A 21,562-nucleotide genomic window follows, 5' to 3' on the forward strand; every position below is an offset into this window, starting at 1 on the left:
GGATCGGGATCTCCGGCGTTCCCGGGGTCGGCAAGTCGACGTTCATCGAGCAGCTCGGGACCCGCCTCACCGCGCAGGGACACCGGGTCGGCGTGCTGGCGGTCGACCCCTCCAGCGTCCGCACCGGTGGGTCGGTGCTGGGGGACAAGACGCGGATGTCCCGGCTCGCCGCGGACGCCGACGCCTACATCCGGGCCTCGCCGGCCGCGGGCACGCTCGGCGGGGTGGCGCGCGCCACGACGCAGGCGATGGCCGTGCTGGAGGCGGCCGGCTACGACGTGGTGCTCGTCGAGACCGTCGGGGTCGGGCAGTCGGAGATCACGGTGGCCGGCATGGTCGACAGCTTCGTCTTCCTGACCCTGGCCCGAACCGGTGACCAGCTGCAGGGCATCAAGAAGGGCATCCTCGAGATCGCCGACGTCATCGCCGTCAACAAGGCCGACGGCGACCGGGCGCAGGAGGCCCGCGCGGCCGCCCGCGACCTCGCCGGTGCGCTGCGCCTGGTGCGTGGCAAGGGGGAGTGGGCACCGCCCGTCGTGACGTGCTCCGGCCTGCACGACCTCGACGTCGACGACGTCTGGGCCCGGGTCCTGGCCCACCGCGAGCACCTCGGCGCCGAGGGGCTGGCCACGAAGCGGGCCGAGCAGCAGCTGGAGTTCACCTGGGCGATGGTCCGCGACGAGCTCGACCAGCGGCTGCGCACCTCGCCGGGCGTGCGTGCGGTGCGCGAGGAGGTCAGCGCCCAGGTGCTCGCCGGCGAGCTCCCGGCGACCGTGGCCGCCGACCGCCTCCTCGCGGCGTACGACGGCGACTGAGGCGTCCGGCCCGGCTGACCCACCCGGTCGCGCCCGGCGTGCCCACTACCCTGGGCGGGACATGACCTCCGCCGCCCTGACCCCCTCCGACCTGGTCGCCCAGGCCGTGGCGTCGCACGAGCACGAGCTGGTTGCGCTGCGGCGCGACCTGCACGCCCACCCCGAGCTGTCGTGGGAGGAGTCGCGCACCACCGAGGAGGTGGCCCGCCGGCTGCTGGCCGCGGGCTGGCGGATCGAGCGGCTCCCGCGCAGCGGGCTGGTCGCCGAGATCGGCACCCACGGGCGCACCGTCGGCCTGCGTGCGGACCTGGACGCGCTGCCCGTGGAGGAGCTGTCGGAGGACCCGTGGCGCTCCACGGTCCCCGGGGTCGCGCACGCCTGCGGCCACGACGTGCACACCACCGCCCTGGTCGGCGCCGCCCACGCGCTGGCCCGCCTGCACGCGTGCGGCGAGCTCGGTGGCCGGGTCCGGCTGTTCTTCCAGCCGGCCGAGGAGGTGATGCCCGGCGGGGCGGTGCACCTCATGGGCCTGGGCCTGCTGGACGACGTCGAGCGGGTTTTCGCCCTGCACTGCGACCCCGGCGTGGACGTCGGCCAGGTCGGCCTGCGGCTGGGACCCCTCACCAGCGCCGCCGACCGGCTGGAGGTCCGGCTGGAGGGCTCGGGCGGCCACACCTCGCGTCCGCACCTGACCGGCGACCTCACCTTCGCCCTGGCCAAGGTCACCACCGAGCTGCCCGCGATCCTCTCGCGCCGCCTGGACCCGCGCTCGGGCGTCTCGGTGGTGTGGGGGCACATCCAGGCAGGCTCGGCGCCCAACGTCATCCCCGACCGGGGCTTCCTCTCGGGCACGGTCAGGATCCTCGACGCGGTCGCCTGGGCCGACTGCGAGAAGCTCGTGCGGGAGCTGGTCCCCGAGATCGTCCGGCCCTACGGCATCACCGCGCACCTGGACTACCAGCGCGGCGTCCCCCCCGTGGTCAACGAGTCGCTCTCCAACCGGATCCTCGCCGAGGCGGTCACCGAGGTGCTGGGTCCCGACGGCCAGGTCGTGGCCCCGCAGAGCCTGGGCGGTGAGGACTTCGGGTGGTACCTCGACCAGGTGCCGGGCGCGATGATGCGCCTCGGCACCCGCACGCCCGGCGGGCCGACGTACGACCTGCACCAGGGCAACCTGCACGTCGACGAGCGGGCGATCGTCATCGGTGCCCGGCTGATGGCCGAGGCCGCCTGGCGGGCGCTGCGCGCCTGACCCGCGCCGGGCTCCCACCTGGGGCAGGTGACGGACGCATAACAACCGGGACTATTTCGGCCCGGGCCCCCACCGCCCTGCCCGTGCGGCCCTAGGGTGACGCCGTGTGCCCCGCGCCACGGGGTGCAGACGATCTCACCAGGAGGCCTGCCGTGAGGAAGACGGCTCGATTTGCAGCGGTGGCCATGGCCGCCGCCCTCACCCTGTCCGCGTGCGGTTCCGACGACGGCGCCGACGAGGGCACCGACAACGGGGACGCCCCCGCCGCCACCAGCGACGTCAAGGTCGGCATGGCCTACGACGTGGGTGGCCGCGGCGACCAGTCCTTCAACGACTCCGCCGCCGCCGGTCTCGACCAGGCGGTCGAGGAGTTCGGCATGGAGGCCCAGGAGTCCGAGGCCGAGGACGGTGAGGCCGAGTCCGCCCGCGAGGAGCGCCTGCGCACCTTCGCCGACGCCGGCTACAACCCCATCATCGCTGTGGGCTTCGCCTACGCCGCCTCGATCGCGAAGGTCTCCGAGGAGTACCCGGACGTCAACTTCGCCATCATCGACGACTCCAGCGTCGAGGCCGACAACGTCGCCAGCCTGGTCTTCGCCGAGGAGCAGGGCTCGTTCCTGGTCGGCGCGGCCGCCGCGCTCAAGACCGAGACCGACCAGATCGGCTTCGTCGGCGGTGTCGAGACCCCGCTCATCCAGAAGTTCGAGGCCGGTTACGTCGCCGGTGCCGAGGCCGTCAACCCCGACATCGAGGTCGACGTCACGTACCTGACGCAGGTCCCGGACTTCTCCGGCTTCGCCGACCCGGCCAAGGGCAAGACCGCCGCCCAGGGCATGTTCGACAACGGCGCCGACATCGTCTACCACGCCGCCGGTGGTTCCGGTGGTGGTGTCTTCGAGGCCGCCTCCGAGTCGGGCAACTTCGCGATCGGTGTCGACTCCGACCAGTACAACACCGCCGACCCGTCGGTGCAGGACGTCATCCTGACCTCGATGCTCAAGAACGTGAACGTCGCGGTCTACGAGTACCTCTCCGACGTCGAGGCCGGCGACATCCCCTCGGGCGTCACCACCTACGACCTCGAGGTCGACGGTGTCGGCTACTCCACGAGCGGCGGCTTCGTCGACGACATCGTGGACCAGCTCGACGAGTTCAAGCAGCAGATCATCGACGGCGAGATCACGGTGCCCACCGCCCCGTGACCCCTCGCCGGTGACGCAGCGTCACCACGCACGGTCCGCAGGCCACGTCCGCTCGCAGCGGGCGTGGCCTGCGGCTTCCCGCCCCGACAGGAGCGTCGGATAGCGTGCTCGTCGGCGCGGAGAGGGTCCGCGCCACTCACTCGTCCTCGGGGACCGGAAGGGGCTCTCGTGCCAGACGTCGCACCTGCGGTGCGCCTGCGGGGGATCGGCAAACGGTTCCCGGGCGTCATCGCGAACGACGACATCAACATCGACGTCGCTCGCGGGACGATCCACGCGATCGTCGGCGAGAACGGCGCCGGCAAGTCGACGCTGATGAAGATCCTGTACGGCGTCCAGGCGCCCGACTCGGGCACCATCGAGATCGCCGGGGAGCAGGTCTCGCTGTCCTCGCCCGCCGACGCTATCCGCCACGGCGTCGGGATGGTCTTCCAGCACTTCCAGCTGGCCGACAACTTCACCGTCCTGGAGAACGTCGTCCTGGGCGCGGAGAAGCTGCACGGCATCGGCGCGGCAGCCCGTGCCGAGATCACGCGCATCTCCGACGCCTACGGCCTGGGCATCGAGCCCGACCGCCTCGTCGAGGACCTCGGTGTCGGGGCCCGGCAGCGCGTGGAGATCCTCAAGGTGCTCTACCGCGGCGCCAAGGTCGTCATCCTCGACGAGCCCACCGCCGTGCTCGTCCCGCAGGAGGTCGACGAGCTCTTCGGCAACCTGCGCGAGCTCAAGGCCGAGGGCCTCTCGGTCATCTTCATCTCCCACAAGCTCGACGAGGTGCTCTCGGTCGCCGACGAGATCACCGTCATCCGCCGCGGTACGACGGTTGCGACCGTCGACCCGGCCGGGGTCACCTCGCGGCAGCTCGCGGAGCTCATGGTGGGCTCGGAGCTGCCCAGCCCCTCCACGGAGTCCTCGACCGTCACCGACCGGGTGACCCTGCACGTCGCCGACCTGTCGCTGCCCGGCCCCGAGGGTCCCGGGCAGGGCCGGCCGCTGCTGGACGCGATCTCCTTCGACATCCACGCGGGCGAGGTCCTGGGCATCGCCGGCGTCGAGGGCAACGGCCAGGCCGAGCTCGTCGAGGCGATCATGGGCATGCGCCCGGGTGCCACCGGCAGCATCAGGCTGGGCGGCGTCGACCTGGACCAGCTCTCCACCCGCCGCCGGCGCGAGGCCGGCATCGGCTACATCCCCGAGGACCGGCACCGCCACGGGCTCCTGCTCGACGCGCCCCTGTGGGAGAACCGCGTCCTGGGCCACCAGACCCGCAAGCCCTGGGCCCGCCTCGGGCTGATCGATCGCAAGGCCGCCCGGGCCGACACCGAGCGGATCGTCGCCGACTACGACGTGCGCACCCCCGGTGTCGACACGCTCGCCCGTGCCCTGTCCGGCGGCAACCAGCAGAAGCTGATCGTGGGCCGCGAGATGAGCGGCGAGCCGATCCTGCTGATCGCCGCCCACCCCACCCGGGGTGTCGACGTGGGCGCCCAGGCCGCGATCTGGGGCCACATCAAGCAGGCCCGCCGCGAGGGTCTCGCGGTGCTCCTGATCTCCGCCGACCTCGACGAGCTGATCGGCCTGTCCGACCGGATCGAGGTCATCCTGCGCGGGCGGATGGTCGGCTCGTTCGACCCCTCGCACGTGACGCCCGAGCAGCTCGGCTCGGCCATGACCGGTGCGGGAGGTGCCGCGTGAAGGGTCCACGTCTGGTGAAGCTGGGCCTGGGGCTGGCCGCCCCGGTGCTCGCGCTGCTGCTCGCCTTCCTCATCACCAGCCTCGTGCTGGTCGTGGCCGGGGACCCGGTCGGGGAGGTCTGGTCGACGATCCTCGGGGTGCCCGAGGAGCGCAACATCGCCAACATCCTCAACAACGCCACCGTGCTCTACCTCTCCGGCCTGGCCGTGGCGGTGGGCTTCCGGATGAACCTGTTCAACATCGGCGTCGACGGCCAGTACCGCGTCGCGGCCTTCGTGGCCGCCGTCGTCGCAGGTGAGGCGTGGCTGCCGGGTGCCGCCAACACCGTCCTGGCGATCCTGGCCGCGATGCTGGCCGGCGCCGCCTGGGCCGGCATCGCGGGCGTCCTGCGCGCCCGCCGTGGCGTCAGCGAGGTCATCTCCACGATCATGCTGAACTTCATCGCCACCGGTCTCGTGGCCTACTTCCTGCGCCGGGTCGCGGTGCGCGAGGAGGGCAGCAACGACATCGGCACCAAGGAGATCCCCGAGGGCTCGCGGATCCCGGGCTTCAGCATCGGTGACGGCCCGACCGAGGTCTACGGCTTCATCTTCCTGGCCGCCCTGGCAGGCTTCGTCTACTGGTTCGTGCTCAACCGCACCCGCTTCGGCTTCGACCTGCGCGCCACCGGCCGCTCGACCACCGCCGCGGTGGCCAGCGGCATCTCGGTGACGAAGATGACCGTCGTCGCGATGCTGATCTCCGGCGCGGTCGCCGGCCTCGTCGGCCTGCCGCTGCTGTTCGGCGACTCCTACAGCTACGGCTCGACCTTCCAGTCCGGCCTCGGGTTCGCGGGCATCGCCATCGCCCTGCTGGGCCGCAACCACCCGATCGGCATCGCCATCGGCGCCCTGCTCTTCGCCTACCTCGACGAGCAGTCCAACCCGCTGCAGATCCTCGTGGGCGTCTCACCGGACATCGTGGCCATCACCCAGGGCGTCATCGTCCTCACGGTGGTCATCTCCTACGAGGTGGTGCGCCGCTACGGCGTGCGCCTCGAGCAGCACGCCGTGGCCCGCGCCCTCGAGGCAGACCGACAGGAGGCCCGCGCATGAGCGTCGCGACCCACCCCACGCCCCCCGCGCCCGGGACCGCCCGCAAGCGTCGGCTGCCCCGCCTGTGGTGGCTGGCTGCCGCGGTGCTGGTCATGCTCGCCGTCTCGACCCTGCGGGTCGTGACCGGCGCCGACGACATCGCCTCGTCCGGCACCGTCCGCGCCACGCTGATCGCGCTCGTCCCGATCATGCTCGCCGGTCTCGGCGGCCTGTGGTCCGAGCGAGCAGGCGTGGTCAACATCGGCCTCGAGGGGATGATGGTCCTCGGCACCTTCGGTGCGGGCTACTTCGCCTACCACTACGGCGCCTGGGCCGGTGTCGCCGGCGCCCTGCTGCTCGGCATGATCGGCGGCCTCATCCACGCCACCGCCACCGTCGTCTTCGGCGTCGACCACATCATCTCCGGCGTCGCGATCAACATCATCGCCGTCGGTGCGGTGCAGTACCTCGCCTCGCTGACCTTCGTGGGCCTGCCCGGCGGCGGTGCGACCCAGTCCCCGAAGCTGCCCAACGTCGGCTCGATCACGATCGGCCCGCTCAGCGACGCCCTCGGTGAGGTCGAGGAGCAGGACATCTTCTTCGTCTCCGAGGTCGCCGCGGTGGCCCGGGCCCTGGTCAGCAACCTGTCCTGGCTCGTGGTGATCGCCTTCCTGCTGCTCTTCGTCACCTACTGGGTGCTGTGGCGCACCTCGTTCGGCCTGCGCCTGCGCTCGACCGGCGAGAGCCCCTCCGCCGCGGAGTCCCTGGGTGTGGCGGTGCTGCGCTACAAGTTCATCGCGGTGCTCATCTCCGGCGCCCTGGCCGGCCTCGCCGGCGGCTTCCTGGCGATGGTGGCCTCGTCGAACTACCGCGACGGCCAGACCGGCGGCCGCGGCTACATCGGCCTCGCCGCGATGATCTTCGGCAACTGGCGCCCGGGCGGCCTGCTGGCCGGCTCCGGTCTCTTCGGCTACACCCAGACCCTGGGCCTGCGCCAGGGAGGCACCTCGGTGCACGCCCTGCTGCTGGCGGTCGCGGTGCTCGCGATCGGCCTGGCCGGCTACCAGCTCTACCGCAAGCAGGTCCCGCTGGCCGTCGGCATCCTCGTGGCCGCTGCCGCGCTCATCGCGGTCTACGCCGCGATCGACGTCGTGCCCGGCGACTTCGTCAACATCACGCCGTACGTCGTGACGCTGCTGGTCCTGGCCTTCGCCTCGCAACGACTACGCATGCCCGCGGCCGACGGACAGGTCTACCGCAAGGGGAGTGCCGGGTGAGCCCGGTCGCGACCGACGACACCTTCGACTGGGACGCCCTCACCGCCCACGCCGTCGAGGCGTCGCGACGCGCCTACGCGCCGTACTCCTCCTTCGCCGTCGGTGCGGCCGCGATCGTCGACGACGGGCGCCTGGTCACCGGCTGCAACGTCGAGAACGCGGCGTACGGCGTGGCGCTGTGCGCCGAGTGCGGGCTGGTCAGCCGGCTGCACATCGAGGGTGGCGGGCGGCTCACGCACTTCGTGTGCGTGGGCGGCAAGGTCGGCACCGACCCGGTCGTCGTGATGCCCTGCGGGCGCTGTCGCCAGCTGCTCTGGGAGAACGGCGGGGCGGACATGGAGATCATGACCGTGTCGGGTCTGCGACGGATGAGCGAGGTGCTGCCGGATGCCTTCGGCCCCGACGACCTCGCTTGACCTGACCGACCCGGCCGTCGTCGCCGACCCCTACCCGTTCTTCGCGCGCGAGCGCGCCGAGCACGCGGTGGCCTGGCACGAGCAGTCCGGGTCGTTCCTGACCTTCAGCCACGCCGCGGTCTCGGCCGTGCAGCGCGACCGGCGCCTGGGTCGGCTGTGGACCGACCGGGAGCCGGCGCAGCGCCTGGAGCCGTTCAACCTGTTGCACCGCAACCAGATGATGGAGAACGAGCCGCCGGAGCACACCCGGCTGCGGCGTCCCGTGGCCTCGGCCTTCAGTCGCGGGCACGTGGAGCGGTTGCGGCCGCGGGTGCGCGAGCTCGCCTCCGGGCTCCTCGCGGAGGTCTCCGGCTCGGAGGGCTTCGACGTCGTCGCGGCCTACGCCGAGCCGCTGCCCGTCCTGGTCATCGCCGAGCTGCTGGGCGTGCCGGCCAGCCACGCCGGGGACCTGCGCGACTGGTCGCAGGCGATCGTGCGGATGTACGAGCCGCGCCCCTCCGAGGCCGTCGTCGACGCCGCCGTGCGCGCGTCGGAGGACTTCGCGGCGCTGGTGCGCGACCTGGTCGCCGTGCGCCGTCGCACACCTGCCGAGGACCTGGTGACCGACCTGGCGGCGACCGAGCTCTCCGACGACGAGGTCGTGGCCGCGGTCGTGCTGCTGCTCAACGCCGGCCACGAGGCGTCGGTCAACGTCTTCGGCAACGGCCTGGTCGCGATGCTGCGCCGCGGGTTGCGCCCGGGGCCGGACGTGCCGGCGTGCGTGGAGGAGATGCTGCGCTTCGACTCCGCCCTCCAGCTCTTCGAGCGCACCGCCACCGAGCCGGTCGAGCTCCCCGGCGGGGTGCTGGTCGAGCCGGGCCAGAAGGTCAGCGCGCTGCTGGGCGCCGCCAACCGCGACCCCGCGGTCTTCGAGCGGCCCGACGACTTCGTGGTGGACCGCTCGCCCAACCCGCACCTGGCCTTCGGTGTCGGGGTGCACTTCTGCCTGGGTGCGCCGCTGGCCCGGATGGAGCTGGCGGAGTCGGTGGCGCTGCTGTGGGAGCGGTTCCCCGGGCTGGCGCTGGCGGCGGAGCCGGAGAGCCGCGGCACGTTCGTGCTGTGGGGGCACCACCGGGTGCCGGTGAAGGACCAGCCACACGGTGAGAGGGAGTCATGAGCACGCACGACGCGGTCGAGGTCATCACCACCAAGCGCGACGGCAGGAGCCTCAGCGACAGCCAGATCGACTGGGTGGTCGACGCCTACACCCGTGGTGACGTCGCCGACGAGCAGATGTCCTCGCTGGCGATGGCGATCCTGCTCAACGGCATGGAGCAGCGCGAGATCGCCCGCTGGACGGCCGCGATGATCGCCTCGGGGGAGCGGATGGACTTCTCCGGGCTCTCGCGGCCCACCGCCGACAAGCACTCGACCGGGGGCGTCGGGGACAAGATCACCCTGCCGCTGGCGCCGCTGGTCGCCGCCTGCGGGGTCGCGGTGCCGCAGCTCTCGGGCCGGGGCCTGGGCCACACCGGCGGCACCTTGGACAAGCTCGAGGCGATCCCCGGCTGGCGGGCGGCGCTGTCCAACGAGGAGATGATGCGCCAGCTCGAGGACGTCGGCGCGGTCATCTGCGCCGCCGGCGACGGGCTGGCCCCGGCTGACAAGAAGCTCTACGCGCTGCGCGACGTCACCGGCACCGTCGAGGCGATCCCGCTCATCGCCTCCTCGATCATGAGCAAGAAGATCGCCGAGGGCACCGGTGCCCTGGTGCTCGACGTCAAGGTCGGCACCGGCGCCTTCATGAAGGACCTCGACCGCGCCCGTGAGCTCGCGCGCACGATGGTCGCGCTGGGCACCGACGCCGGCGTGCGCACCACCGCCCTGCTCACCGACATGTCCACCCCGCTCGGCCTCACCGCCGGCAACGCCATCGAGGTGGCCGAGTCGGTCGAGGTGCTGGCCGGTGGGGGCCCTGCCGACGTCGTCGAGCTCACCGTCGCCCTGGCCCGCGAGATGCTCGCCGGTGCCGGGGTCGACGACGTGGACCCCGCCGACAGGCTCGCCGACGGCTCGGCGATGGACGCCTGGAAGGCGATGATCCGCGCGCAGGGCGGCGACCCCGACGCGGCGCTGCCGGAGGCCGAGGAGTCCCACGTCGTCGCCGCACCGACCACCGGCGTGCTGACCCGGCTCGACGCGATGGCCGTCGGCATGGCCGCCTGGCGACTCGGCGCGGGCCGTGCCCGCAAGGAGGACCCCGTGCAGGCCGGCGCCGGCGTCGTGTGGCACGCCCGCCCCGGGGACGAGGTCACCGAGGGACAGCCGCTCTTCACCCTGCTCACCGACGAGCCCGCGCGCTTCGAGCGGGCGCTGGCCAGCCTCGAGGACGGGTACGACGTCGAGCCGGCCGGCACGGCGTACGAGCCGTCCCCGATCGTGCTCGAGCGGATCGACTGAGCCGCTGAGCCGCTGAGCCGCTGAGCGGCCGGGCCGGTCTCAGGCGTCGAGCAGCAGGACGACCGTCTCGGCGACGCAGGCCGGCTTGGCCTCGTCCTCGATCTCGATCGTGTAGCGCAGCGTCATCTGCTTGCCCGCGGGGATGTCGACGACCTCGCCGATGCCGACGTGGGCGCGGATGCGCTTGCCGACCCGGACGGGGTTCGGGAAGCGCACCTTGTTGATGCCGTAGTTGAGCTTCGCCCCCGGGGTGGCCAGGTCGAAGACCTTGCTGCCCAGCCACGGGACGAGCGAGAGCGTGAGGTAGCCGTGCGCGATCGTGCCGCCGAAGGGACCTGCGGCCGCCTTCTCGGCGTCCACGTGGATCCACTGGTGGTCGTCGGTGGCGTCGGCGAAGGTGTCGACCCGCTCCTGGGTGATCTCGACCCACTCCGAGACGCCGATGTCCTCGCCGGCTGCGGCAGCGACCTCGTCGAGGCTGGTGAACACGCGCATCTGGGGCTCTCCTGTCGTGGGGGTGGGGTGTGCCGGGTGGTTGGATGACGCCATGAGCGCCACGCCGGAGCAACCTACCGCCCTCTCCCGAGACCAGGTCCGGGCGGCGCCCAAGGTGTTGCTCCACGACCACCTGGACGGCGGCCTGCGGCCCGCGACGATCCTGGAGCTGGCCGCTGACTGTGGGCACGAGCTCCCGGCCGGCGACGCGGACTCGCTGGCGACGTGGTTCGCCGAGTCGGCCGACTCCGGCTCGCTGGAGCGCTACCTCGAGACCTTCTCCCACACCGTCGCGGTGATGCAGACCCGCGAGGCGCTGGTGCGGGTGGCGCGTGAGTGCGTCGAGGACCTCGCCGCCGACGGCGTGGTGTACGCCGAGGTCCGCTACGCGCCCGAGCAGCACGTCGAGCAGGGGCTCTCCCTCGACGAGGTCGTCGCCGCGGTCGCCGAGGGCTTCGCCCAGGGGCAGGAGGCCGCGGGCGGGCGGATCGTCGTGCGCCAGCTGCTCACCGCGATGCGGCACCAGGCGCGGTCGATGGAGATCGCCGAGCTCGTGGTGGCCTGGCGCGACCGCGGGGTGGTCGGCTTCGACATCGCCGGCGCGGAGGCGGGCTACCCCCCGACCCGGCACCTGGACGCCTTCGAGTACCTCCAGCGCGAGAACTCGCACTTCACCATCCACGCCGGCGAGGGCTTCGGGCTGCCGTCGATCTGGCAGGCGATCCAGTGGTGCGGCGCCGACCGGCTGGGCCACGGCGTGCGGATCGTGGACGACATCACCGTCCACGACGACGGCTCCGTCGAGCTGGGCCGGCTGGCGGCGTACGTCCGGGACAAGCGGATCCCGCTGGAGATGTGCCCGGCCTCCAACGTGCAGACCGGCGCGGCCACCTCGATCGCCGAGCACCCCATCGGGCTGCTGAAGCAGCTGCGCTTCCGGATCACCGTCAACACCGACAACCGGTTGATGAGCCGTACCTCGATGACCGACGAGATGTGGTCGCTGGTGCAGGCCTTCGGCTACGCCGCGCACGACCTGCGGTGGTTCACCGTCAACGCCATGAAGTCGGCCTTCCTGCCCTTCGACGAGCGGCTCGCGCTGATCGACGAGGTCATCAAGCCCGGGTACGCGGCGCTGGGAGGCTGACGTGGTCCTGAGCATCCTCATGCTCGGCGCCGCCGGCCTCGCGCTCGTGGTGTCGGTCCTGCTGGCGCTGCGGGGCGCCCGCGAGCGGCGGATCGCCACCCAGTTCGCCGAGCACGCGGTCGCCGGCACCGCCGAGGTCCTCGAGGCCCGCCCCAAGGACGTCGCCGTCGCGGGCGAGCCGGCCACGATCTACTTCCACCTCGTGCGGCTCGAGCTGCCCGACGGCACCACGACGACCGCGGAGACCATGGCCGGCACCGAGCCGCCCGTGCCGCGGGTGGGGGAGCGGGTCGCCGTGCGCTACGACCCCGGGCACCCGGACCGGGTCGTGCTCGCCGACGTCGACCACACCAGTGGCGCCGGGGCCACGGAGCTGGGGCTGTCCCGGGTGATGTTGGGTCTCGCGGTCTCGCTGCCGGTCGCGTGGGCGCTCATCGTGGCGATCACCGAGTACGCCGTCTAGCGCGGGAGGAGCGCCCACCAGGCGCGGTGCCAGCGCCCGAAGGGCAGCCGGTCCTCGGTGTGCTGCTCGCGGTCGACGGTGACCAGTCCGCCCCGGGCCGGGTCGTAGACCACCCACGCCTCCGGGGCGGCGGCCACGACGAGCACGACGTGGCGGGGCAGCAGCCGGTTGCCGACGTAGACCGCGACCGGGCCGCGCGCGGCTGCGGAGAGGACCCGGTCGAACGACGGGCGGGTGACGAGCCGGTGGTGGCCCGGCAGGTGGCGCAGCAGCGCCCACGGGGGCGTGCCGAGCGCCCGAGGCCACCAGCCCACGACGTCGCGGTGGGTCGTGAGGACCTCGTCGGCAAACCGGGGCAGCACGCGCTCGGCGTACACCTCGTCGACGAGCATTCGGGCGACCACGAGCGAGGCGGCACCGCAGGAGAGCTGGTCCGGCTGGCGCAGCCGGCCCCAGGGGAGTCCGTCGGGCGCGATCACCTCAGTGCTTCGGAGCCGAGGCCCTCCACGGCTGCCACGACCTCGTCGGGGGAGGCAGGGGTGCAGCCCTTGGCCACGGCGTCGGCGACCACGCCGCGCTGGGCCCGGGCCAGGCCCAGGCCCCGGGTGAGCAGGACCAGCGGCGGCTTGCGGCGCTCCCTGAGGTCGCGGACCAGCCGCAGCACGAACGTCGTCGCGGCCGAGCGGCGCACGCAGTACGCCGCGGCGAGCAGCCCGGCCTCGCGGGCGGGGCCGACGACGTCGGGGGCGAAGATCCCCTCGGCGACGAAGAGGGGGCTCCCCTCCAGGTCGAGGGTCCTGGCACCGCACCGGCCGTTGGCCGAGATCTCGTAGACCGGGACCTCGGCGCGCCCCTCGCGGCACAGCACGCCCATCGTGGCGAGGGCGTCCCCGGGCAGCCACGAGTCCGGGTGGTCCCAGTCGGTCATGCCGGCGTTGGCGCCGTGCTCGATGCGGGGGAGCGTCGGGTCGTCGCCGTCCTTGTAGAAGTCGTCCAGCCGCAGCACCGGGAGGCCGAGCCGTGCGGCGAGGCGGGACTTGCCGGACCCCGAGGGGCCGGCCAGGACGATCACCCGCGCGCGCACCGGGACATCCTAGAAAGGCCGCGCCAACAGGGTTGGACCGGGCACGACCGAGAATGCATCCGCGCATGCCGCCCGCCGCTCCGCTCGACCAGCGCCTGGCCGCCCAGCGCGGACCGCGCAGCGCCGCCTGGTTCGCCGACCTGGCGCCGACCACGGGCCGCGACCCCGCCTCCGGCCCGGAGCTGGAGGTGGACGTGACCGGCTGGCCGACCCGGGTGACCCGGCTGGACGCGGTGCCCGCCCAGCTGCGCGACGCCGCGGGCCTGCTCTCTGCGCTGCGCCGCGCGACGGGGGCCGCCGCGCTGGGGCACCTCCTGGCGGTGGCCGCGACGGGGGACCCCGAGCCGGACGCGGCACAGCTGCTCGACGACCACCAGCGGGTCCTGCTGGGCCACTGGAGCAGCCAGCTGCGCAACCTGGTCGACCTGTTCGCCGACATCGTGGGCGAGACCGCCGAGCTCGGCGACATCGGCAACTGGTTCACCGGCGGCGCCGGCGTCGTCGTGCAGATCATCGCCACGGCCGGCTCCTCCGCCGCGGCCATCCTCGACGAGGCCGTGCAGTACTGGCTCGACCTCAACGTGGGGCTGGCCGGCGACTGGAGCAGTGTCCACGCCAAGCTCGGGGACCGCGGGTTCGTCGGGGAGGTCTGGCCCGACGTGCTGTCGATCGACCTGCCGAACATCAACCAGCCCTGGCAGCCGGCCTAGTCGCCCTCAGGCTCCCCGGGGAAGACCAGCACGTACGCCGCCGCGGGGGCGTCCCGCGTCACGACCGTCGTCGCGAGGGGGGCGGTGCCGTCGAGGGTGACGTCGGGCTCGCCGGCGGTGGCCTCGAGGCGGACCAGGCGCCAGGGCGCGCCGTCGGCCCACCCCTGCTCCGGCAGCCAGGGCCAGGTCTCGAGCGTGGCCCGGCAGGTGCCGGTCGGCACGGGCGGGTCGAGCACGTCGGCGCAGGGCGCGAAGGTGCGGTCCGTCGGGGCGTCGAGCCCCGGGCGGGGCGCGTCGGTGGTCAGCACCTCGCCGTCGTACTCCACCTCGAGGGCGAGGTCGTCGAGGTCGTCGAGGACGCTCTCCTCGAGCGAGGTCCAGACGAAGCCGCGCTCGAGGTCGAGGCCGTCGACGTCCAGGCGCGTGCGGGTGCCACCCGCCACGAGGTGCAGGCTGCTCGCCACGGTGGGGGCGAGCACCAGGCGGGCGGCCGCGAGGGGGAGTCCCTCCCCGACCGAGAGGCTCCAGGAGACCGCGGCCAGCGTCCCCTCGTCCACGGCGACGTCCTGGTCGTCGGCGGTGTCACGTGCGGGGACCTCGCTGCCCTCGACGGGGACGACGGAGACGCGCAGCAGGCCCTCGGGCAGTTGGAGCTCGGTGCGCCACCCGTCGCGGGTCGCGGGGGAGCCCGGGGCGGGCTGCAGGTCGGCGGCGCGCACGGCGGTGCCGGGGGAGAGGTCCTCGCCGAGGGCGGAGCACGACGTGCCCAGCGCGAGGACCAGGCCGAGGACCAGGCAGGGCAGGAGCGCGGGGGGCCGTCGTCTCACACCCGCGCTCCTTCCCCTCCGTCGTGGTGGCTCACACCCCCATGGGGTGCCAGACCGTCTTGATCTCCAGGAAGGCCGTCATCGGCTCCAGCCCCGGGTCGAGGGTCCAGTCCGGCTCGGCGGCCGGAGCGCGTCGTACCCGCTTGAGGTTGTCGGCGGCCGCGACCTCCAGCTCGGCGGCAAGGGCGGTGTCGCCGGCAGCCCCGGTCAGGTCGATCGCGTTGACGTCCATGTGCGAGGCCAGCCACGGTGCGACGGTGGCCGCGCTGCCGGTGAGGATGTTGATCACGCCGCCGGGCACGTCGCTGGTAGCGAGGACCTCGGCCAGGTTCACCGCCGGCAGCGGGCGCTCGTAGGAGGAGACCAGCACCGCGGTGTTGCCGCTGACCACGACGGGCGCCAGCACCGAGACCAGGCCGAGCAGCGAGGAACGCTGCGGGGCGAGCACGGCCACGACGCCGGTCGGCTCGGGGGTCGAGAGGTTGAAGAAGGGGCCGGCCACGGGGTTGGCGTTGCCGACCACCTGGGCCAGCTTGTCGGCCCACCCGGCGTACCAGACCAGGCGGTCGACCGCGGCGTCGACGACGCCCTCGGCCTTGCTGCCCGACAGGCCCTCGGACTGCTGGACGGCCTGCACGAACTGCGGGCGGCGGTCCTCCATGACCTCGGCGACGCGGTAGAGCACCTGCGCCCGGTTGTAGGCGGTGCGGCCCGACCAGCTTGGGAAGGCCTTGCGGGCGGCGACGACGGCGTCGCGGGCGTCCTTGCGCGAGGCGAGGGCGGCGTTGGCCACGAAGGCTCCCTTGTGGTCGTTCACGACGTAGGAGTAGCCGGACTCCGAGCGCGGGAAGGCGCCGCCGATGAAGAGCTTGTAGGTCTTGCGGACGTCGATCCTGTCCTTGCTCATGCCTGACCACCCTTCAGGTACGCCGCCAGCCCGTGCCGGCCGCCCTCGCGGCCGTAGCCGGACTCCTTGTAGCCGCCGAACGGGCTGGTGGGGTCGAACTTGTTGAACGTGTTGGCCCACACGACCCCGGCGCGGAGCTGGCCCGCCACCTCGAGGATGCGGGAGCCCTTCTCGGTCCAGATGCCGGCCGAGAGCCCGTACGGCGTGTTGTTGGCCTTCTCCACCGCCTCCGAGGGCGTGCGGAAGGTCAGCACCGACAGGACCGGGCCGAAGATCTCCTCGCGGGCGATCCGGTGCGCCTGGGAGACCCCGGTGAACAGGGTCGGGGCGAACCAGTAGCCGCTGGTGGGCAGCTCGCACGGGGCCGACCAGCGCTCGGCGCCCTCGGCCTCGCCGATGTCGGAGAGCTCGCGGATGCGGGCCAGCTGGCCGGCGGAGTTGATGGCGCCGACGTCGGTGTTCTTGTCCAGCGGGTCGCCGACCCGCAGGGTGCCCATCCGGCGCTTGAGCCGCTCGAGCACCTCCTCGGCCACCGACTCCTGGACCAGCAGGCGCGAGCCCGCGCAGCAGACGTGGCCCTGGTTGAAGAAGATGCCGTTGACGATGCCCTCGACCGCCTGGTCCATGGGGGCGTCGTCGAAGACGATGTTGGCGGCCTTGCCACCGAGCTCCAGGGTGACGCGCTTGTCGGTGCCGGCGACGGCGCGGGCGATCGCCTTGCCGACCTCGGTGGAGCCGGTGAAGGCGACCTTGTCCACGCCGGGGTGCTCGACGATCGCGCGGCCGGTCTCGCCGGCGCCGGTGAGGATGTTGACGACACCGGGCGGCAGGTCGGCCTGCTGGCAGATCTCGGCGAAGAGCAGGGCGGTCAGCGGGGTGGTCTCGGCCGGCTTGAGCACCACGGTGTTGCCGCAGGCCAGGGCGGGGGCGACCTTCCACGCCAGCATGAGCAGCGGGAAGTTCCACGGGATGACCTGGCCGGCCACGCCGATCGGGGTCGTTCCGTAGCCGGAGTGCTCCAGCTTGTCGGCCCAGCCGGCGTAGTAGAAGAAGTGTGCGGCGACGGTCGGGACGTCGACGTCGCGCGACTCCTTGATCGGCTTGCCGTTGTCGATCGACTCCAGGACGGCGAGCTCGCGGCTGCGCTCCTGGATGATCCGGGCGATCCGGTAGAGGTACTTGGCCCGCTCGCGGCCCGGCATCGGGCCCCAGACCTTGTCGTAGGCCTTGCGGGCGGCCTTGACGGCGCGGTCGACGTCGGCGGCGTCGGCCTCGGCGACCTCGGCCAGCACCTCCTCGGTGGCCGGGTTGACCGTCTTGAAGGAGGCGCCGCCACCGGGGGTGAACTCACCGTTCACGAAGAGCCCGTAGGACTCCTTGATGTCGACGACGGCGCGCGACTCCGGCGCGGGGGCGTACTCGAAGATGCTCATGCCTGTTCCTCCCGGGCTCAGTCGAGCGTCACGTAGTCGGGGCCGCTGTAGCGGCCGGTGCGCATCTTGGTGCGCTGCATCAGCAGGTCGTTGAGGAGCGTGGAGGCCCCGAAGCGGAACCAGTCGGGGTCCAGCCAGTCCGGGCCGGCGACCTCGTTGACCATCACGAGGTACTTGATCGCGTCCTTGGTGGTGCGGATGCCGCCGGCGGGCTTGACGCCGACCATCTGCCCGGTGGCCTCGCGCCAGTCGCGGACCGCCTCGAGCATGATCATCGTGACCGGCAGGGTGGCGGCCGGCTGCACCTTGCCGGTGGAGGTCTTGATGAAGTGCGCGCCGGCCATCATGGCCAGCCAGCTCGCGCGGCGGACGTTGTCGTAGGTCTGCAGCTCGCCGGTCTCGAAGATCACCTTGAGGTGGGCCGAGCGCTCGCCCTGCGTGCACGCCTCGCGCACCGCGACGATCTCCTCGAAGACCTGGAGGTAGCGGCCGGAGAGGAACGCCCCCCGGTCGATGACCATGTCGATCTCGTCGGCGCCGGCCTCGACGGCGTCGGCGGTGTCGGCGAGCTTGATGTCGAGCGCGGCGCGGCCCGAGGGGAAGGCGGTGGCGACGGCCGCGATGTTGACGCCGGAGTCGCGCCGTCCTCCATCGGTCAGGGTCTCCTTGGCCACCCCGACCAGGTCGGGGTAGACGCAGACCGCTGCGGTGGCGGGGCAGGTCGGGTCGGTCGGGTCCGGGCGCATGGCCTTGCTGGCCAGCGCGCGCACCTTGCCGGGGGTGTCCTGGCCCTCGAGGGTCGTCAGGTCGACCATCCGGATGGCCAGGTCGAGCGCCTGGGCCTTCGCGGTGGTCTTGATCGAGCGGGTGCCGAGAGCGGCGGCGCGGGCCTCGGCCCCGACCTGGTCGACGCCCGGCAGGCCGTGGAGGAAGCGGCGCAGCGCAGCATCGGACCGGGTGGCGTCCGAGAGGTCCCAGCCGACTCCCTGGGTGGAGATCGTGGGCATTGGGTCAGCATAGGGTTGCCGGCGCCCTGCGCCCCAACCTCCGCGGGCGGCCCCCGATCCCTCCCGACCACGCACAGGAGAGCCCGATGGACCACGACCAGCACGAGCGGGTGGAGTTCGCCCCCACGAGCGGTCGGCTCACCGCGGTCGTCACGGCCGTCCTGGGCGTGGCCGCCATCGTGCTCGCACTGCTGGTGCCCGAGGGCTACCCGCCTGCCGTGGGCACCGGAGGGGTGCTGGCGATCGTCCTGGCCTGGGCCGCGGCCCTGCGCCCGCGCGTGTGGCTCGAGGGGCCGTGGCTGGTGCTGCGCGGGATGTTCTCCTCCGTGCACCTCCCGCTCGCCGCGGTGCAGTCGCTCGTGGTCCAGCAGGTGCTGGTGGCCACGGTCGCGGACAAGCGCTACGCCAACCCCGCGGTCGGCCGGACCCGCTTCCGGGCCATGCGCCGTGCGCGGACCACCCGCGACCTGACGATGACGGCCGTGCCGGGTGAGGGCTGGCAGCCCGACCAGGGTGCCGACTACGCCGACTTCGTGGAGGAGCGGATCCAGGAGGCGGTCCGCGCCGCGCGGGCCGCCGAGGGGCGAGCCGGGAAGCGAGGCGCTGCGGACGAGGCCGCGCCCGCCGTCGTACGACGCGAGCCCGCGTGGGTGCCGATCGCCCTGGTCCCCGCCGCGACCCTGCTCTTCGTCGCCAGCATCTGGTTCTGAGGTGGAACCGCACCAGCTGCCCTGGTCGCCGCTGGACCCTGCTGCGCTGCCGGACCTGCTCGCTGGTGTCGGGGCGCCGTGGTGGCTGGCCGGCGGGTGGTCGATCGACGCCTTCGTGGGTCGGGTCACGCGGGTCCACGAGGACACCGACGTGCTGGTGCTGCGGCGGGACCAGGCGGCCTTCCGCTCCGCCCTCGCCTCGTGGGACGTCCACACGGCGGACCCGCCCGGCACGCTGCGCCCGTGGCCTGTGGGGGAGACCCTCCCAGTCGGGGTCCACGACGTCTGGTGCCGGCCGACGCCGTCGTCGCCGTGGTCGCTGCAGCTGATGATCGACCACACCGACGGCGAGGACTGGGTCTACCGCCGTGACGCCCGTCTGCGCCGTCCGGTGTCGTCGCTGGCCGGTCCGGCCTCGGACCCCGCGCGGCAGGTGCTCGCGCCGGAGGTCCAGCTGTTGCAGAAGAGCAAGGGTCGTCGCCCGAAGGACGAGGCCGACTTCGCGGCCGCCGCGCCCCTGCTGTCCCCCGAGGCCAGGTCGTGGCTGCGCGGCGCGCTCGACATCGTCTCACCCGGTCACGACTGGGCGGCCGCCTTGTGACCGCGGAGCCCGAGGTCCCGCTGGCCGTCCGAGAACTGCGGGCCGGTCTGCGACGGTTGGGTTGGGTCACCGACCTCTGGGTCGGTGGGTCGCTTGCCACAGGGGATCACCGGGCCGGGGTCAGCGACCTCGACCTCGTGGCGCTGTCGGACGGGCCGGTGTCCGGGGCCAGAAGGGCGGCGGTCGCCGAGGTGCATCGGTCTCTCGATGCCGGCCCGGCCTCGGGAGCCCAGTTGGGTTGCGTGTACGTCCCCGCTGAGGACCTGCTCGGCCTCGCGGCTAGGCATGCGACCTGGACACACTGCCGCCTCGTGGACCGGCCGCTGTCCGCGATCGGGCGGGCCGAGCTGGTCCGGCACGGCTTCGCGGTGCTGGGGCGGTCGCCGGCCGATGTGCTGCCAGGCATGACTGACGACGACGTGCGCCGCGCGGCGAGGTCCGAGCTGACCGGCTACTGGACGCTGGCCGTGCGGCGGCCGTGGTGGTGGCTGGACCCGTCGTTGGTCGACCTGGGCCTGCTGACCATGGCGCGGGCGCGGTACACCTGGCGGACCGGTCAGCTGCTGACCAAGACCGCCGCGGTCGACCTCGTCGGAGCGCCAGCCCCTCTGGTCGCCGACCTCCGGGCACGACGGGACGGTGAGCAAGTGCGCTCGCCTCGTGTGAGCTCGGCCTGGGCGGCGTGGTCCGACGCGCGTCGCACGACGCGCGCCGCGCAGGAGTGGCGGCTGCCGTGATGTTCGCCGCGACCAGACCCCCGGAGTCGCCGCGAGCGCGTCAGGTGCAGGTCTCGCTGCCCACGCCCGGCGGAGTCGGGGCGGTGCGCGGTCGGATCGCGCGGTGTCGACGACGCTCGCCTGCTCGACCTGCCGCTGCCTCGTGGCTCGCTCCGCTCGAACCTCGACGAGCGAAACGGCAGGTGGGCGTGCTGGTAGCCCGGCCACGGGGTGGTGGTCGGGCTGCGAGCTATCTCAGCGTGTGGGGCTCAGAGTGGGCTGGTGCCGTCGGGGTGGACGAGGTAGTGCTGGCCGTGGGGGCTGGTCCAGAGCCAATGGCCTGGGCTGAGTCCCTTGACTGCCCAGGGTCTGCCGGCTGGTGAGTGGTGGGTCTTGGCGCGGTGGTCGTGTCGGCACAGGGGCGCGAGGTTCGCTGTCGACGTCTGGCCTGGTGGGCCGCCGCGGTCGGGTGGGAGGTACTCGATGGTGTGGTCGAGGTCGGCGGACTCGGCGGGCCTGGTGCAGTGGGGGAAGGAGCAGGTGTCTCGGGTCAGTCGCACTCGGGTGGCGATGCGGTCGGGGATCTCGTAGGAGGACACCGCGACGGTTTCGTGGAGGTCGATGACGGGCTTCACGATCACCTGGGTGCCGGGGACCCCGCACCACTCCCTGATGGCGTCGGCGGTGAGGAGCTGGCGGTGGTTCTCGACTCTTGCGAGGTTGAGGCCTAGCGTCCCGGTGACGGGGTCGACCTGGGGTGCGCCGGTCAATGCGGCGTCGCTGAGGTGGACGGTGAGGACCACGGTGCGCCGCGGAATCGTGCGGGTGCCGGGGGAGGTCCGCGTGTCGGTTGCGGGGTCTCGACGACGCTCGCTGGCGCTCGCTGCTCGACCATCCTGCATCTCCCGACCGTCCTGGGCGGCTCGATCGTCCTGCGTCGCTCGATCATCCTGGTTCGCGTCACCGTCTGTTCCGGGGAGGAGTTCTTGGCCGCGGGCGAGGTAGCCGAGGGCTTTGGCGCGGCGGACGGCGAGGGTGTCGGTGGAGCCGTCGAGGTGGAGCTGGTGGGCGATCTGTCGGATGGCCTGCTCGAGGTCCTCGGCGTCGGCGCGGTCGAGGAGTCCGTCGGCGGTGACGGCGGAGGCGGTGCCGACGCTGGTGGCGGGTGTGGCGAGGTCGAGGTCGAAGTAGAGGTTCGACCGGGTGTCGCATTCCTGCACTTCGGTGGATTCGGGGTCGAAGCGGGCTGAGGCTTCCAGGACGAGCCGTTCGACGACGGCGGGGCCGACTGTG

General features: G+C 72.9%; 23 protein-coding genes and 1 pseudogene. 16 read left to right on the forward strand and 8 right to left on the reverse strand.

All coding sequences use genetic code 11. The features are described from left to right. From meaB to Q1V71_RS19580, 9 genes are all read left to right on the forward strand, one after another. The coding region (meaB, locus tag Q1V71_RS19540) for a methylmalonyl Co-A mutase-associated GTPase MeaB (protein ID WP_300646070.1) at nt 1–815 on the forward strand (815 nt) is incomplete at its 5' end. A 61-nt stretch (nt 816–876) separates the two neighbouring features. Further along, nucleotides 877–2,067 (forward strand): amidohydrolase, encoded by a 1,191-nt coding sequence (locus Q1V71_RS19545; RefSeq protein ID WP_300646072.1) that lies wholly within the window; start codon nt 877–879, stop codon nt 2,065–2,067. A 152-nt stretch (nt 2,068–2,219) separates the two neighbouring features. Next, nucleotides 2,220–3,269: a BMP family ABC transporter substrate-binding protein gene (locus tag Q1V71_RS19550; RefSeq protein WP_300646074.1), complete on the forward strand. Its 1,050-nt coding sequence runs from the start codon at nt 2,220–2,222 to the stop codon at nt 3,267–3,269. Nucleotides 3,270–3,437: 168 nt separating this feature from the next. Then, nucleotides 3,438–4,964, forward strand: a complete 1,527-nt coding sequence (locus Q1V71_RS19555; protein WP_300646076.1) for an ABC transporter ATP-binding protein — start codon at nt 3,438–3,440, stop codon at nt 4,962–4,964. Beyond that, nucleotides 4,961–6,058 (forward strand): ABC transporter permease, encoded by a 1,098-nt coding sequence (locus Q1V71_RS19560; protein ID WP_300646078.1) that lies wholly within the window; start codon nt 4,961–4,963, stop codon nt 6,056–6,058. Before Q1V71_RS19555 ends, Q1V71_RS19560 begins: the two co-directional genes overlap by 4 nt. Continuing rightward, complete coding sequence (locus Q1V71_RS19565) at nt 6,055–7,314, forward strand: ABC transporter permease (RefSeq protein WP_300646080.1); 1,260 nt, start codon at nt 6,055–6,057, stop codon at nt 7,312–7,314. The genes Q1V71_RS19560 and Q1V71_RS19565 overlap by 4 nt, the downstream gene beginning before the upstream one ends. After that, nucleotides 7,311–7,730, forward strand: a complete 420-nt coding sequence (locus Q1V71_RS19570) for a cytidine deaminase (protein ID WP_300646082.1) — start codon at nt 7,311–7,313, stop codon at nt 7,728–7,730. Before Q1V71_RS19565 ends, Q1V71_RS19570 begins: the two co-directional genes overlap by 4 nt. Continuing rightward, nucleotides 7,702–8,886 carry a cytochrome P450 gene (locus tag Q1V71_RS19575; RefSeq protein ID WP_300646084.1) on the forward strand — a complete coding sequence of 395 codons (1,185 nt, stop codon included), beginning with the start codon at nt 7,702–7,704 and terminating at the stop codon, nt 8,884–8,886. Before Q1V71_RS19570 ends, Q1V71_RS19575 begins: the two co-directional genes overlap by 29 nt. Further along, a complete protein-coding gene (locus tag Q1V71_RS19580) occupies nt 8,883–10,169 on the forward strand; it encodes a thymidine phosphorylase (RefSeq protein ID WP_300646087.1) in 1,287 nt (428 codons plus the stop codon). Before Q1V71_RS19575 ends, Q1V71_RS19580 begins: the two co-directional genes overlap by 4 nt. A gap of 39 nt (nt 10,170–10,208) precedes the next feature. Here the strand turns inward: Q1V71_RS19580 and Q1V71_RS19585 are convergent, their stop codons facing one another. Then, nucleotides 10,209–10,664, reverse strand: coding sequence for a MaoC family dehydratase (locus Q1V71_RS19585; RefSeq protein ID WP_300646090.1), 456 nt, complete (start codon nt 10,662–10,664; stop codon nt 10,209–10,211). 52 nt (nt 10,665–10,716) lie between these two features. Between Q1V71_RS19585 and Q1V71_RS19590 the strand changes: the two genes are divergently transcribed. Both Q1V71_RS19590 and Q1V71_RS19595 read left to right on the forward strand, forming a co-directional pair. Further along, a complete protein-coding gene (locus Q1V71_RS19590) occupies nt 10,717–11,811 on the forward strand; it encodes an adenosine deaminase (RefSeq protein WP_300646092.1) in 1,095 nt (364 codons plus the stop codon). A gap of 1 nt (nt 11,812) precedes the next feature. Beyond that, on the forward strand, nt 11,813–12,274 hold the full coding sequence (locus Q1V71_RS19595; protein WP_300646094.1) for a DUF3592 domain-containing protein: 462 nt from the start codon (nt 11,813–11,815) through the stop codon (nt 12,272–12,274). Here Q1V71_RS19595 and Q1V71_RS19600 read toward each other — a convergent pair. Continuing rightward, entirely contained in the window at nt 12,271–12,753 is a 483-nt protein-coding gene (locus tag Q1V71_RS19600; RefSeq protein ID WP_300646097.1) for a hypothetical protein, read from the reverse strand. The two genes, Q1V71_RS19595 and Q1V71_RS19600, sit on opposite strands and share 4 nt — an antisense overlap. Then, complete coding sequence (locus tag Q1V71_RS19605) at nt 12,750–13,358, reverse strand: ATP-binding protein (RefSeq protein WP_300646099.1); 609 nt, start codon at nt 13,356–13,358, stop codon at nt 12,750–12,752. Before Q1V71_RS19605 ends, Q1V71_RS19600 begins: the two co-directional genes overlap by 4 nt. A gap of 65 nt (nt 13,359–13,423) precedes the next feature. Between Q1V71_RS19605 and Q1V71_RS19610 the strand changes: the two genes are divergently transcribed. Further along, complete coding sequence (locus tag Q1V71_RS19610) at nt 13,424–14,068, forward strand: hypothetical protein (RefSeq protein WP_300646101.1); 645 nt, start codon at nt 13,424–13,426, stop codon at nt 14,066–14,068. Here Q1V71_RS19610 and Q1V71_RS19615 read toward each other — a convergent pair. From Q1V71_RS19615 to deoC, 4 genes are read right to left on the reverse strand one after another with little or no spacing between them, the layout of a single operon-like run. Next, entirely contained in the window at nt 14,065–14,895 is an 831-nt protein-coding gene (locus tag Q1V71_RS19615; protein WP_300646103.1) for a hypothetical protein, read from the reverse strand. The genes Q1V71_RS19610 and Q1V71_RS19615 overlap by 4 nt on opposite strands. 31 nt (nt 14,896–14,926) lie before the next feature. Next, complete coding sequence (locus tag Q1V71_RS19620) at nt 14,927–15,802, reverse strand: aldehyde dehydrogenase family protein (protein WP_300646106.1); 876 nt, start codon at nt 15,800–15,802, stop codon at nt 14,927–14,929. Next, complete coding sequence (locus Q1V71_RS19625; RefSeq protein WP_300646108.1) at nt 15,799–17,235, reverse strand: aldehyde dehydrogenase family protein; 1,437 nt, start codon at nt 17,233–17,235, stop codon at nt 15,799–15,801. Before Q1V71_RS19625 ends, Q1V71_RS19620 begins: the two co-directional genes overlap by 4 nt. A gap of 17 nt (nt 17,236–17,252) precedes the next feature. Next, nucleotides 17,253–18,242 (reverse strand): deoxyribose-phosphate aldolase, encoded by a 990-nt coding sequence (gene deoC, locus Q1V71_RS19630; protein ID WP_300646111.1) that lies wholly within the window; start codon nt 18,240–18,242, stop codon nt 17,253–17,255. A gap of 86 nt (nt 18,243–18,328) precedes the next feature. Here deoC and Q1V71_RS19635 point away from each other — a divergent pair, with 86 nt between their 5' ends. From Q1V71_RS19635 to Q1V71_RS19650, 4 genes and pseudogenes are all read left to right on the forward strand, one after another. Next, on the forward strand, nt 18,329–18,952 hold the full coding sequence (locus tag Q1V71_RS19635; RefSeq protein ID WP_300646114.1) for a hypothetical protein: 624 nt from the start codon (nt 18,329–18,331) through the stop codon (nt 18,950–18,952). Between the two features lies 1 nt (nt 18,953). Beyond that, the gene (locus Q1V71_RS19640; protein WP_300646116.1) at nt 18,954–19,553 is read left to right on the forward strand and encodes an amino acid transporter; all 600 of its coding nucleotides are present in this window, start codon (nt 18,954–18,956) and stop codon (nt 19,551–19,553) included. Further along, nucleotides 19,550–19,705: pseudogene (locus Q1V71_RS19645) on the forward strand (nucleotidyltransferase domain-containing protein); the annotation flags it as partial. The gene Q1V71_RS19640 and the pseudogene Q1V71_RS19645, both read left to right, overlap by 4 nt. A 159-nt stretch (nt 19,706–19,864) precedes the next feature. Next, nucleotides 19,865–20,290 (forward strand): hypothetical protein, encoded by a 426-nt coding sequence (locus tag Q1V71_RS19650; protein WP_300646122.1) that lies wholly within the window; start codon nt 19,865–19,867, stop codon nt 20,288–20,290. A gap of 248 nt (nt 20,291–20,538) precedes the next feature. Here the strand turns inward: Q1V71_RS19650 and Q1V71_RS19655 are convergent. Then, nucleotides 20,539–21,562: HNH endonuclease signature motif containing protein (locus Q1V71_RS19655; protein ID WP_300646119.1), on the reverse strand; the 1,024-nt coding region annotated here is incomplete at its 5' end.

Source organism: Nocardioides sp., assembly GCF_030149505.1.
Taxonomy (GTDB): Bacteria; Actinomycetota; Actinomycetes; order Propionibacteriales; family Nocardioidaceae; genus Nocardioides.

Coding starts and splice junctions, on each gene's coding strand:
- deoC (WP_300646111.1), bottom strand. CDS start 18,242: ATGCCCACGATCTCCACCCAGGGAGTCGGCTGGGACCTCTCGGACGCC.
- Q1V71_RS19580 (WP_300646087.1), top strand. CDS start 8,883: ATGAGCACGCACGACGCGGTCGAGGTCATCACCACCAAGCGCGACGGC.
- Q1V71_RS19610 (WP_300646101.1), top strand. CDS start 13,424: ATGCCGCCCGCCGCTCCGCTCGACCAGCGCCTGGCCGCCCAGCGCGGA.
- Q1V71_RS19625 (WP_300646108.1), bottom strand. CDS start 17,235: ATGAGCATCTTCGAGTACGCCCCCGCGCCGGAGTCGCGCGCCGTCGTC.
- Q1V71_RS19545 (WP_300646072.1), top strand. CDS start 877: ATGACCTCCGCCGCCCTGACCCCCTCCGACCTGGTCGCCCAGGCCGTG.
- Q1V71_RS19620 (WP_300646106.1), bottom strand. CDS start 15,802: ATGAGCAAGGACAGGATCGACGTCCGCAAGACCTACAAGCTCTTCATC.
- Q1V71_RS19565 (WP_300646080.1), top strand. CDS start 6,055: ATGAGCGTCGCGACCCACCCCACGCCCCCCGCGCCCGGGACCGCCCGC.
- Q1V71_RS19585 (WP_300646090.1), bottom strand. CDS start 10,664: ATGCGCGTGTTCACCAGCCTCGACGAGGTCGCTGCCGCAGCCGGCGAG.
- Q1V71_RS19575 (WP_300646084.1), top strand. CDS start 7,702: ATGCCTTCGGCCCCGACGACCTCGCTTGACCTGACCGACCCGGCCGTC.
- Q1V71_RS19590 (WP_300646092.1), top strand. CDS start 10,717: ATGAGCGCCACGCCGGAGCAACCTACCGCCCTCTCCCGAGACCAGGTC.
- Q1V71_RS19635 (WP_300646114.1), top strand. CDS start 18,329: ATGGACCACGACCAGCACGAGCGGGTGGAGTTCGCCCCCACGAGCGGT.